A 12,053-nucleotide genomic window follows, 5' to 3' on the forward strand; every position below is an offset into this window, starting at 1 on the left:
GGGCGCTCGTCTACATGGCAGTGCTGCTGTTCCCGAGTCCTCTGGTGCGGCGGATGCACCGCATCCGCCGCACGATGCCGCCGACCGTCCTGCCCTATGCCGCCGCAACGCTGGCCGGATGGCCGATCCGCCAGCCGCTCCCGCGCCATAGCCTGACGCTCATGCGCACCGTCCTGGGAAGCCTCTGGTCGGAGCCCCGGCCACCCGGTGCGGGGGCGACGAACCGGCGCGACCTCTTCGTCCTCGCGTTGATCCCGGTCGCCGTCTTGGAGGGGGCGCTCCGCGTCGACCTGCCGGACAGGTGGGCACAGGTCGCGCTCCTCGTCGTCGTCCTCCCGGCGTTGGTGTGGCGACGCAGGCGTCCGCTCGCCACCCTCGCCGCCGCCGTCCTCCCGGGCTTGGTGTTCACGTGGGTCACGGGCACCTCCCTCGAGCTCGGCACATCGGTGGCGTTCCTGCTGCTGCCGTACTCCCTGGCGCGGTGGGGGTCGGGGCGCGAGGCTGTCCTCGGGTTCGTCGCGCTGCTCGCGTGGCAGACGGTGGCCCTCGCAGCGGAGGGCCTCTCCTCGGACACCGTCGGCGGGCTCGTCGTGCTCGGGGCGGCCGGAGCGGTGGGCGCTGCGGTGCGGTTCCGTGCCCGGTCGCGCGTGCGGACGCTGGAGCAGGTGCGGCTGCTGGAGCGCGAACGTCTGGCCCGGGACCTGCACGACACGGTCGCCCACCACGTCTCGACGATCGCTGTCCGCGCGCAGGTGGGGCAGACGATCGCGCAGACCCGGCCCGAGGAGGCAGCGGCCGAGCTGGCACTCATCGAGGCCGAGGCCCGCCGTACGCTCGAGGAGATGAGGGGCCTGGTGAAGGTGCTGCGGCGGACCGACCCCGACGACCTCACCCGGCCGGGACTCGGCGACCTCGAGCGACTCGCGTCGTCGGACGCCTCCGGGCTCTCCGTCCGGGTGCGGACTGACCCGCTGGACGAGGTGGCTGCCCCCGTCGTCGCCGCACTCGTCCGATTGGCCCAGGAGTCGGTGACCAACGCCCGCCGGCACGCTCGACGCGCCACCCTCGTCGAGGTCGACGTGCGCGTGAACGCGGAGCAGGTGCACCTGCGGGTGCACGACGACGGCGAGGGGAGCGGCCCGCGCGCCGCAGGCAAGGACGGGTGGGGGCTGGTGGGCATGCGTGAGCGGGCGTCGTTGCTCGGAGGGTCCTGTGCTGCGGGGCGTGATCCCGACGGCGGCTGGACCGTGACGGCCGTCCTCCCACGGCGGTGGCCGACGTGAGCATCCGGGTGCTGCTCGCCGACGACCAGCAGCTCGTGCGGACGGGGGTGCGCGTCCTGCTCGAGTCCCAGCCGGGGATCGAGGTCGTGGCCGAGGCGTCCAACGGGCAGCAGGCCGTCGAGCTCGCCCATCGGCTGCGGCCCGACGTGTGCCTGCTCGACATCCGCATGCCCGTGATGGACGGCGTGGAGGCCACTCGGCTGCTCGCCGGCCCCGGCGTCGCCGACCCGTTCGCCGTCGTCGTCATCACGACCTTCGACCTCGACGAGCACGTGCACGACGCCCTGCGTGCCGGTGCACGGGGCTTCCTCCTCAAGGACGCCGGGCCCGTGCTGCTCGGCCAGGCGGTCCATGCCGCAGCGGCAGGTGATGCCCTCATCGCCCCGAGCGTCACGGCGCGGCTGCTGCAGACCTTCGCCTCCGGTCGGCATGACGGCGGTGCGCGTCCCCCCGCGGAACCGCTGACGCCCCGTGAGGACGACGTGCTGCTGGCCGTCGCGCGTGGACGGACCAACACCGAGATCGGCGACGAGCTGTTCATCAGCCTCAGCACCGTCAAGACCCACATCGCCAGCCTCATGGCCAAGCTCGGGGTGCGAAACCGGGTCGAGATCGCGCTCTGGGCGTACGAGTCAGGCCGCCTGCGCGACAGTCGGTGACCTCGGCCGAAAGGACGAGGCGCGGCTCGGCCGGACGCAGACGGGTTCGGGCTTTGAGGCCGATGCCGAGGAGCACCCCCGACGACGACGCTCGGTGCATGAGCGACGTCACCGCACCGCCACGGTCCACCACCTCGACGTCCGCCCCCCGGGCCCGCTGGCCCCGACGCGAGCGCTGGCCCCGCCGAGAACGCTGGGCCGTCGCCGGCCTGCTGGCACTGTCGACGGTGCCTGTGCTTGCAGGTGCCATCCGGGTCGGCGAGCTGGCCAGTGGCCCCGCGATGACCGAGGCCAACGCGCGGTTCGTCTCGGACCCGGCGCCCGTCGTGGTCCACATCATCTCCGCGACGGTCTTCTCGGTGCTGGGGGCCTTCCAGCTCATGCCGACGTACCGCCGCCGGCACCTGCGCCGGCACCGGGTGACCGGACGCGTGGTCGCACCGGCGGGGGTGGTCGCTGCGCTGTCGGGAGTCTGGATGACCGTGTTCTACGCGACCCCGGTCCCGGACGGTGTCTCGCTCGCCGTCGTCCGGCTGGTCGTCGGGGTGGCCATGGCGGTCTTCTTGGTGCTCGGCGTCCGCGCGGCGGTACGCCGTGACATCCGGTCGCACCGGGGCTGGATGATCCGCGGCTACGCGATCGGCGTCGGTGCCGGGACGCAGGTGCTGACGAGTGTGCCGCTGCTGCTGGCCGAGGGGTCACCCACCGAGCTCCTCCGCACGGCGACCATGGCGCTCGGGTGGCTGATCAACGCGGTGGTCGCCGAAGTCATCATCCGGCGAGGTCGCATGCTGCGAGCCGGAGTGATCAGTCCTGTGGCGCGCGGGTCTCTCGCCCAGCCCCGGTAGCACCTGCCGCGGGAGGCCCCGGCGTAGGCATATGAGCCCGCTCCCCGTCCTGGTCGAAGATCGTCAGGATCTCCGCCGGTCCGCCGACCGCTCCCATCGAGTGCGGCACCATCGTCGAGAACTCGGCCGCGTCGCCAGCCTCGACGAGCATCTCCCGGTCGCCCAGGTACAGGCGCATCGTGCCCGAGAGCACCGTGAACCACTCGCGCCCGGGGTGGACGCGGTGGAGTTCGGGGCTGGCGGGGTGCTCGGGGGTGAAGCGCATCTTGGCGACGGTCACCCCGCGCACGGTGCTCTCGCGGGACATCACCCACGTCGTGATGCCGGCGCGGTGCTGGGGCTCGGGGCGGATGACGACGTCCTCGTCGTCGATGGCCTCGAGGAGGTGGTCGATGGTCGTGTCGAGCGCGCGGGCGATGGGCACCAGCTGGTCCAGAGCGATGCGCCGGTGACCGGTCTCGATGCGGCTCAGGGTCGACGGGCTGAGGTAGCAGCGGGCCGCCAGGGCGTCGAGGGACCAGCCGCGCGCCAGGCGTAGCCCACGGATCCTCTGGCGGATCACAGCATCGAGATCGAGTTCTTGCGGCATGAGCAAGATGCTATGCCTCGACAGCAAGGCGTGCCTAGCCTGGAGCCATGACTCAGCAGCAGCCTCCCCTCCCGACCACTGACCCCGCCCGCCACGACGTCGTCATCGTCGGTGGGGGAGCGGCCGGCCTCAGCGCCGCCGTGACCCTCGCCCGCTCCCTGCGCGACGTCCTCGTGCTCGACGCGGGCGAGCCCCGCAACGCCCCGGCCGAGGGCGCCCACAACCTCCTCGGCCGCGAGGGCACCCCGCCCCTCGAGCTGCTCGCCACCGGCCGCGAGGAGGCCCTCGCCTACGGCGCTCAGATCCGCCCCGGGCGCGCCTCCACGGCCCGCCGCACCGACGACGGCTTCGAGCTCACCCTCGCCGACGGAGACACCGTGACCGCCCGACGCCTGCTCCTCGCCACCGGCCTGGTCGACGAGCTGCCCGAGGTCTCCGGGGTGCGCGAGCTGTGGGGCAACCACGTGCTGCACTGCCCCTACTGCCACGGGTACGAGGTGCGCGGCCGCCGCATCGGCGTGCTCGGCACCAGCCCCAACGCGCTGCACCAGGTCTTCCTCCTGCGTCAGCTCAGCCCCGACGTCACCTTCTTCCTCCACGAGTCCCCCGAGCCCGATGACGACGGCTGGGAGCAGCTCGCCGCCCTCGGCATCACCGTGGTCACCGGGCGGGTCCGCGAGCTGGCCCGCGAGGGCGACTGCCTGCGCGCCGTCGTGCTCGAGGACGGGCACGCCTTCCCGGTGGACGCGGTCGCCGTGCAGCCGCGATTCGTCGCGCGCGGTGACCTCTACGAGCAGCTCGGCGGGACGCTGGCCGAGAACCCCATGGGCACCCACATCACCAAGGACGTCGCCGGAGCGACAGACCTGCCCGGGGTGTGGGCCGCGGGCAACGCGGGTGACCTCAGCGCCATGGTCGGCGCCTCGGCAGCCCAGGGCGTCATGGCCGGCGCGGCGATCAACGCCGACCTCGTCATGACCGACCTCCGCGCGGCGGTCGAGGCCCGCAGGTTCAGCGCTCGACCGTGAACCACAGCCCGTGCACGGAGCGCCCGGGCATCGGCGTGAGGGGGATCCGCGTCCCGCCGTCGTGCTGGAAGAGTCTCGTGCCATCACCCAGCAGCACCGGCGCCACGAAGACCAGCACCTCGTCGAGGAGCCCGGCCTCGAGGCACTGGCGTGCGACGTCAGCACCGAGCACGTTGACGTAGCGGCCCTCGGCGGCGGCCTTGGCCTCCTCGACCGCGGTCACCAGGTCGGTCGCGAAGGTGGTGCGTGGCGGGGCCACGGGGGGCGGGGCATGGGTGAGGACCACCGAGGGGCCCTGCCACTGACCCCCGAAGGCCCCCTCGGCCTCGGTCCCGGCATTCGGGTCGTCGCCGTCGAAGGTGCGCCGGCCGATGAGCAACGCACCGATGCCGGCCATGAGGTCCTCGACGTCGGTGTCCGGGGCGTCACCGTCCTGGGTGTCGGCGCCCGGCGCTTCCGCCTCGCCTGACGCCATGATCTCGCCCAGCCAGGACATGTCCCCGTCCGGGCCCGCGATGAACCCGTCGAGCGACATCGTCGCCGAGTACAGCAGCCTGCTCATCATCGAGCTCCGTTCCTCAGATGGTGGTCTCAGGAGGGTGACCGGCGTCGTCGCCGGTTCTCATCGGCGCCGCCACTGCGCCCGTGGGCCTGGCCCTGCGCTGCCGGTCCGCCGCGGCGTTGATCACCCCGGCGACCTCCTCGGCCTGCGGTGTGGTGATGACCCACCGGGTGCCGTCGGCCTTGGTGAGCTCGACGGCCTGGGAGCCCCGCCCGAGAAAGGCGTACCGGCCGCCCAACGGGGACATCCGCAGCCCCCAGCCGCCGAACTCGCCGAAGGCCGAGACGGTGATCGCCTCCGCGCCGGCGACCTCGGCGACGTGCAGCCGGAGCGCGTCGCCCAGGTACCACCGCACCCGCACGAGGTCCTCGTCGACGCTCAGGCGTGCGCCCCCGCCGATCGGGTGGGCCGGGACGCCGCGAACCTGGGAGCGGGGGAGCGCGGGGTCCGGAGGGTCGACCGCCAGGACCACCGGCTGCCGGTCCCGCGGTACGCGTGAGGCGAGCGCACCGGCGAGCACCGCGAGCACACCGAGAGCGAGCATGCTCCACAAGGTCAGTCGACCCGCTGTGCCGTCCCGCTGCACCGCGAGGCTGACGACCCCCAGACCGCCGAGGTACACCGAGGTCCCGATGCCCAGGCCGAGCAGCCCTCGACGCATCATGACCCACGTCCGAGCGAACCCGGCAGCGATGCCCAGCGCGACGCCCAGCACGATCGTCATCACCGCGACGACCACGGCGAAGCTGGTGCGCGAGCCGTAGCCGTCGGGCTCTCCCGACCAGTCCCAGTGGGTGGCGATCGGGTCGCCGAGCCCCTCGGACCACACCGCAGCGACCGTCAGGAAGGCTGCGGTGACCAGGATCGGGGCCCCGAGGGCCACGGCCATCGCGGGCGGGTCGAACCGCGGTCCGCGATCCCTGGTTGGCGCCTCCATCGCGCTACGTGCCCCCGCGCAACGCCGTGATCGGCTCGATGGCCGCGGCCTTGAGCGCCGGGTAGGTCCCCGCCAGCAGGCCGATGACCCCGCCCAGCACCGAGGAGCCGAGGACCACCCAGGTGTCGAGGATCGGCGTCCACTCCTTCGAGACGGACACCACGAGCACCACCACCACGCCCAGGGCCGAGCCGATCAGCCCGCCGAGCAGCCCGATCACCCCGGACTCCACGAGGAACTGGTTGCCGATGTTCCGGCGAGTGGCGCCCAAGGCCCGGCGCAGCCCGATCTCACCGATCCGCTCGCGCACCGACAGCAGGGTCACGTTGGCGATGCCCAACCCGCCGACGAGCAGGGCTACCGCCCCCAGGGCGAGGAAGATCGCGTTGATGTCCGCCTGGACGTTCTCCTGCACGGCCGACGGCGGCGGGGGCACCTGGACGCTCACCGACTCGGGGTCGTTCGGGGCGAGGGCGATGGGCACCTGCTCTCCCACCACGGGGCCGGCCCCGATCGCGATCCGTGCGTGGACCTCCTCGAGCGCTGCTAGCTCGAAGTCGCCGCGCGCGGTCCCCATGGGAAGGATCACGGCGTCGAGCAGATCGGTGCGTCGGGACACCTCACCGATCACGCCGATCACCGTGTAAGGGCGCCCGCCGATGAAGATCGAGGGCTGCCGGTCCACCCGGTTCACCCCCAGCCTGGTGGCCGCCCGGGAGCCCAGGACGACCACGCGGTCGGCTCGGGCGTCGTGCCCGGCGTCGAAGAAGCGGCCCGTGACGACCTGGCCCCGGACGGCCTCGAGCAGCCCGGGGGTGGCTGCCAGCACCTGCGGGCTGACCGTCGCGGCGGCCGCGGGGTCGTTGACCGGGACGGCCGTGATCTCCGCGCTCGCGACGTCGACCGCGCTGACGCCGCCGACGGCCTCGATCCCGGCGAGCCGCATCATGCGGTCCTCGACGTCCCACGGGATCCGACCGGTGGCCCGCTCTCCACCCTGCGTGCGGGCCGTCGCCGGCTCGACCGTCACCTGGGTCGAGGCGACGGCGTCGAACTGCCTCGAGATCTGACCGGCGGCGGTCTGCGCGAGCCCGACCGTCACCACCAGGGAGCCGATGCCCAGCACCGTCCCGACGATCGTCAGCAGCAGGCGGGCCGGCCGGGCACCGATGCCGTGGGCGGCCTCGGCGACCAGGTCCCGCACCCCGAAGAGGTCACCCGACGCAGCCCCGCCTCGGCTCGTCTCGCGGGCGGCGCGTCGGTCGGTACGGCGCTGCCGCAGCCGACGCCACGGCGAGCCGAGCCACGCGGGTCGACGACCCCGCCGGGGACCCCGGGCGTCGTCGGACGTCGACGCGGGAGAGGCGTCGGTCTCGACGTCCTCCGTGCGGTCCGTCACGACCTCGGCCGGGCTGCCCGTCACGAGACGACCGCCGTGAGGGTCCCGTCGGCGATGCGCACGCTGCGCTCGGCCCGGCGGGAGACCGCCGCGTCGTGCGTGATGACCACCAGGGTCAGGCCGTCGGCGTGCAGCTCGTCGAACAGGTCGAGCACCCCGGCCGAGTTCTCCGAGTCGAGGTTGCCGGTGGGCTCGTCGGCCAGCAGCACGTGCGGCTGGGTGATCACCGCCCGGGCCACGGCCACCCGCTGCCGTTCGCCGCCCGAGAGCACCGTGGGCATGAACTCCAGGCGGTGGCTGAGCCCCACCCGGTCCAGGGCCGCGAGGGCGCGGTCACGACGTTCGACGCGCGGCACCCCGCTGTACAGGGTCGCGAGCAGCACGTTGTCGAGCACCGAGCGGTGCGGCAGCAGGTGGAAGGACTGGAAGACGAAGCCGATGCGCCCGCCCCGCAGGGCTGCCCGCTCGTCCTCGGTGGCCTCGGCCGTGCTCACGCCGTCGAGCAGGTAGTCCCCTGAGGTCGGGCGGTCGAGCAGCCCGAGGATGTGCAGCAGGGTCGACTTGCCCGACCCCGAGGGCCCGACGATCGACACGTACTCGCGCGCCCCGACCCGCAGGTCCACCGAGCGCAGCGCCTCGACCGGGGGAGTGCCCGGGAAGGACCTCCCCAGCCCGCGGAGCTCGATGACCGGTGGCGGTGGACCCGTGGGCTCCTCGCTGGGGGCCGGGTCGGTGAACACCTCGAGGACCGTCACCCCTCGGCCTCGTCCTCGGTCGCCTCCTCTGGCTCGGCGTCCTCCTCCTCAGCCTCGGCGTCCTCCTCGTCGGCCGCGTCGCTCTCCTCGGGCTCCCAGGCCTCACCCTGGGTCTGCCCGACGACGACGCGGTCACCGGCGGCGAGCTCACCCTCGATCGGGGTGACGGCGACGAACCCGCCCGCGGCGAGCCCGGTCTCGACCTCCACGAGGACGGTCTCCTCCTGCCCGGCCACCGCGAGCTCGACCCGTGCCTCGCCCCCCGGGCCCGCGGTCAGCGCCGCGATGGGCACGGCCAGCACCTCGCCCCCGGTCGAGGAGACGCCGATGGTGATCCGGACGTTCGAGCCCTGGAGCTCGGCGCGCTGCTCCTCGGTGAGCTCGCCCGGCTGGATGACCACGCGTTCGCGGTTCGCCGCGGCGGCCCCGGAGTCCGCGCCCGACTCGCCGTCCTCGCCGCCGCTCGCCCCGGTGCTCGGCGCGTCGACCCCGACCGAGACGACGGTGCCGGTGACGTCCTCGCCGCCGGGCAGCGTGATGGTGGCCTCGGAGTCCTCCTCGATCAGTGCGGCGTCGGCCGTCCCGACCGCCCCCTCGATCTGCAGGGTGGCCCCCGAGACGCTCATCACCGAGCCTGCGACCGTGGCGCCGCGCTTGACGCTGACGGCGTCGACCCGTCGCGGCGTCGCGGCGAGGTAGACGACCTCGCTCGCCGGCAGCGGCGTGATGACGTCCTGCTGGGCCGCGACGAGGTCCTCCTGGGCCTGGGCCAGACCGCGCACCGCGGCGTCGACCATGCCCTGGGAGGCCGAGGTGTCCGGGCCGGCCTGGCCCTCCTCGCGTGCGGCGATCGCGACGTCGAAAGCCCCCTGGGCATCGATCACGGCACCGCGGTCGCAGGGCTGCTCCTCGGTGGGCTTGTCGCAGGCCGCTCGCGCGGCGTCCAGACGGTGCTGGGCGCTGTTGACCTCGGCCTGCAGACGGACCCGCTCCGAGTGGGGAGTGCCGCTGCTCGAGGAGGCCAGCTCTCGTCGTGCGTCGGCCACGGACTCTTCGGCCGCGTTCACCCCGTCCCGCGCGGCGTCGAGGGCCAGCTCGGCCTCCTCGCCCGCGGTCGGGGTCGGGTAGCCGACCTCGGCGTACAGGGCCGCGACCCCGTTCGCGGTGCTCGAGTCGTAGACGTCCCCGTCACCGACCTCGATACCGAGGCTGCCCAGGGCCTTCTTGAGCTGGGCGACGTCGGGGCCCGACACCCCGGCGCGCAGGGTGCGGTAGACCGGCAGGTCCCCCTCGAGCAGGATCACGGGCCGACCGGTGATCTCCAGGAGCACCTCGCCCGCGTCGATCGTGGCCCCGACCTCGGGGACCTGACCGGTCACCACGGCGGGGCCGCCCAGGTCGCCGGCCTCGATGGTCACGTCGGCAGGGTCCTCGTAGATCGCGTCGCCGCGCAGGACGACGTCGTTGGCCAGGACCCGCTCCTCGACGGGCACGGTGATGGGACCCGCCTCGGGCGGCTCGGCGTCGGCCGCGGCCTCGGCGGGGGAGACGATCATGCGGCTCAGGCCCAGCCCGGCGGCCAGGCTGATGACCGCGGTCAGCGCGATGATCCAGATGGTGCGGGTCGAGCCCGCGGCGGGCAGGCGGAAGGAAGGCAGACGAGGACGTCGCACGGTGAGGGCCCCTCAGCCCATCGACTCGCGCACGTGCTCGACGTAGGCATCCAGGTCGGCCTTGTGGGCGTCGACGAACTCCTGCTGGTGCTCGTGGTTCACCTCGGTCTGGACCTCGGTGTAGCCCACCTCGTCACGGCACTCGACGTCGGCCACGGCCGTCTCGATCTCGCGCGGGGTCAGCTCGGACTGGGCTTCCCGGGCGGCCGCGTCGAGGGCCTCCCACTCCTCCGCGGTCGCGTCCTCGCCGAGGTCCTGGCCGTAGGCCTCCTCCTGGATCGCGTTGAGCTCCTCGTAGAACGCCTCCTCGGCGTCCCCCACGGCAGCGAGGCCCGGGTAGCCGGCGTCGGCCATGCACGAGGCCCACTCGGCACTGGCCTCGGACAGGCGCGGGTCCGCCTCGGTGGCCTCCCACATGCGGGTCATCTCGTCCTCGAGAGCGGCGAACTTCTCGCTGTCGGCGGTGTCGCCGCCCTCATAGACCTCGTGCTGGGCCAGACCCTGGCAGCCGGCCAGCTCCCAGTCGTACTCCCACTCCTCCTCCTCGCCCTCGGCGGGGCCGGGGTCGGTGCCGTAGAGGGCGGCGTAGTAGGCGTCCTGCTCGGACTGCGACATCGCCTCGACGTACTCGGCGTTGGGGTCGACCCACTCCTCCTCCGCGACGGGCTCCTCCTCGCCGGTCCCCCAGGGGTCGGTCGTGATGCCGTAGCCGTACTGCTCGGCGAACTCGGCACTGCCCCACTCGACGTCGAGGTCCTCCGAGCTGTACGACGCGCCGCCGCTGGTGTCCTGCGGGATGTACTCGAAGCCCTGCTCGGCCATGCACTCGGCGGCGATCTCCTCGGCCCGCATCATCTGGGCCTGGCCCTCGTCCGAGTCCCAGTCCGAGTAGAGGTCCTCGAAGTAGACCTCGAGGGGCCCGGGCTCGGGGGCGCTCGAGGACTCCGAGTCCCCCCCGGAGCAGGCTGCGAGGGTCAGGACCAGGCCTGCCCCGGTGAGGGCGAGGAAGGATCTGGACGTGGTGGTGCGCATCGTGGTGCCCCCTGCTTTCGTGCTGACGTCGACGTGATGTCACAGACGGTAGCGACTCCCCGGGGCCGAAGAGATCATTCCCAGGTATGACATCGCCGCGATGCTAGGACCGACCTGCAGGGGAGGCCGGGGTCGCCACGAGGAAGCCCGGGGCCTCGAGCGCGGCGTCGGCGAAGGCCCGGGCAACCGTCGCGGCGACCTGCTCGACCTCCGAGACCCGCACCAGCGCGATCGCCGAGCCGCCGAACCCGCCGCCCACCATCCGCCCCCCGAGCGCACCGGCCGCGATCGCCGTGTCGACGGCGAGGTCGAGCTCGCGGCAGCTGACCTCGTAGTCGTCCCGCAGCGAGGCGTGGGCGGCGGTCAGCACGGCACCGACCTCCTCGACCTCGTCGGCTGCGAGCAGGTCGTCGACCAGCTCCACCCGGGCGATCTCGGTCACCACGTGCCGCACGCGCCGCCGGGAGACCTCGACGTCCGCCCCGGGGGGCAGAGACCGCCCGAGGCGCTCGAGGGCGTCGTCCAGGTCGGTGACCTCACGCAGGGTCGACACGCCCAGGGCCGTCGCGGCCTCCTCGCAGGTCGCCCGTCGGGCCGCGTACTGGCCGTCGACCAGCTGGTGCTCGGCGCGGGTGTCGATGACCAGGAGCGCGAGGCCGTGCGCCGCGAGGTCGAAGGGGATGTGGCGGGTGCTCCCGTCACGGGTGTCGAGCATCAGGGCGTAGCCCTCGCGGGTGCGCAACGCGGCGGCCTGGTCCATGCCGCCGGTGTTGGCCCCGGCGATGTCGTTCTCGGCCCGGACGCACACCTCGGCCAGACGGGCCCGCCCGGCGTCGTCCCCGCCCAGACCGAGACCGTGCACCTCGTCCAGGGCCACCGCGACCGCGCTCTCGAGGGCCGCCGAGGAGGACAGCCCTGCCCCGTACGGCACGCAGGAGTCGACCACGGCGTCGAAGCCGACCACGGTGAACCCCGCCTGGCGCAGCGCCCAGGCCACACCCACCACGTAGGTCCCCCAGCCGCTGACCGAGCCGGGCATGACCTCGGCCAGGTCCGCGGTCCACACGCCGGCCTGCGGCTCCTGGGCCGAGACCAGCCGTACGACGTCGTCCTCGCGCGGACGCAGGGCCAGGTACGTGCGGTGCGGCAGGGCCATGGGCAGGCAGGGGCCGCCGTTGTAGTCGGTGTGCTCACCGATGACGTTCGCGCGGCCCGGGGCCGACCAGACGCCCGTGGGCGCGCCGGCGAAGGCAGCGCGGAAGGCGGCCGTGGCCCGGGCGGAGCCCTC

Annotated in this window: 12 protein-coding genes; 4 read left to right on the forward strand and 8 right to left on the reverse strand. The window is 73.5% G+C overall.

The window, feature by feature from the left end:
• The first annotated feature begins 161 nt into the window (after nt 1–161).
• The 3 genes from L0B03_RS01555 (at nt 162) to L0B03_RS01565 (ending at nt 2,790) form a co-directional block, all read left to right on the forward strand.
• Nucleotides 162–1,283 carry a sensor histidine kinase gene (locus L0B03_RS01555; RefSeq protein WP_250443196.1) on the forward strand — a complete coding sequence of 374 codons (1,122 nt, stop codon included), beginning with the start codon at nt 162–164 and terminating at the stop codon, nt 1,281–1,283.
• Complete coding sequence (locus L0B03_RS01560) at nt 1,280–1,942, forward strand: response regulator transcription factor (RefSeq protein ID WP_250443198.1); 663 nt, start codon at nt 1,280–1,282, stop codon at nt 1,940–1,942. The genes L0B03_RS01555 and L0B03_RS01560 overlap by 4 nt, the downstream gene beginning before the upstream one ends.
• Before the next feature lie 98 nt (nt 1,943–2,040).
• The gene (locus tag L0B03_RS01565; RefSeq protein WP_250443201.1) at nt 2,041–2,790 is read left to right on the forward strand and encodes a DUF2306 domain-containing protein; all 750 of its coding nucleotides are present in this window, start codon (nt 2,041–2,043) and stop codon (nt 2,788–2,790) included.
• Here L0B03_RS01565 and L0B03_RS01570 read toward each other — a convergent pair.
• A complete protein-coding gene (locus L0B03_RS01570) occupies nt 2,750–3,379 on the reverse strand; it encodes a helix-turn-helix domain-containing protein (RefSeq protein ID WP_250443204.1) in 630 nt (209 codons plus the stop codon). The two genes, L0B03_RS01565 and L0B03_RS01570, sit on opposite strands and share 41 nt — an antisense overlap.
• Before the next feature lie 47 nt (nt 3,380–3,426).
• On the opposite strand from L0B03_RS01570, the gene L0B03_RS01575 reads away from it, so the two are divergent.
• Complete coding sequence (locus L0B03_RS01575) at nt 3,427–4,407, forward strand: NAD(P)/FAD-dependent oxidoreductase (protein ID WP_250443206.1); 981 nt, start codon at nt 3,427–3,429, stop codon at nt 4,405–4,407.
• On the opposite strand, the gene L0B03_RS01580 is transcribed toward L0B03_RS01575, so the two are convergent.
• The 7 genes from L0B03_RS01580 to galK all read right to left on the reverse strand — a co-directional run.
• Nucleotides 4,391–4,969: a dihydrofolate reductase family protein gene (locus L0B03_RS01580; protein ID WP_250443209.1), complete on the reverse strand. Its 579-nt coding sequence runs from the start codon at nt 4,967–4,969 to the stop codon at nt 4,391–4,393. The genes L0B03_RS01575 and L0B03_RS01580 overlap by 17 nt on opposite strands.
• Nucleotides 4,970–4,985: 16 nt before the next feature.
• Entirely contained in the window at nt 4,986–5,858 is an 873-nt protein-coding gene (locus L0B03_RS01585; protein WP_250443210.1) for a DUF1648 domain-containing protein, read from the reverse strand.
• A gap of 52 nt (nt 5,859–5,910) precedes the next feature.
• The gene (locus L0B03_RS01590; RefSeq protein WP_374204857.1) at nt 5,911–7,329 is read right to left on the reverse strand and encodes an ABC transporter permease; all 1,419 of its coding nucleotides are present in this window, start codon (nt 7,327–7,329) and stop codon (nt 5,911–5,913) included.
• Nucleotides 7,326–8,045, reverse strand: coding sequence for an ABC transporter ATP-binding protein (locus L0B03_RS01595; RefSeq protein ID WP_250443229.1), 720 nt, complete (start codon nt 8,043–8,045; stop codon nt 7,326–7,328). Before L0B03_RS01595 ends, L0B03_RS01590 begins: the two co-directional genes overlap by 4 nt.
• Nucleotides 8,046–8,056: 11 nt before the next feature.
• Nucleotides 8,057–9,733, reverse strand: a complete 1,677-nt coding sequence (locus L0B03_RS01600) for a hypothetical protein (protein ID WP_250443213.1) — start codon at nt 9,731–9,733, stop codon at nt 8,057–8,059.
• 12 nt (nt 9,734–9,745) lie between these two features.
• Nucleotides 9,746–10,765, reverse strand: coding sequence for a hypothetical protein (locus tag L0B03_RS01605; RefSeq protein WP_250443215.1), 1,020 nt, complete (start codon nt 10,763–10,765; stop codon nt 9,746–9,748).
• Between the two features lie 103 nt (nt 10,766–10,868).
• The coding region (gene galK, locus L0B03_RS01610; RefSeq protein ID WP_250443218.1) for a galactokinase at nt 10,869–12,053 on the reverse strand (1,185 nt) is incomplete at its 5' end.

The sequence above is a fragment of the Actinotalea sp. C106 genome, assembly GCF_023630195.1.
In the GTDB taxonomy this organism is placed as follows: Bacteria; Actinomycetota; Actinomycetes; order Actinomycetales; family Cellulomonadaceae; genus Actinotalea.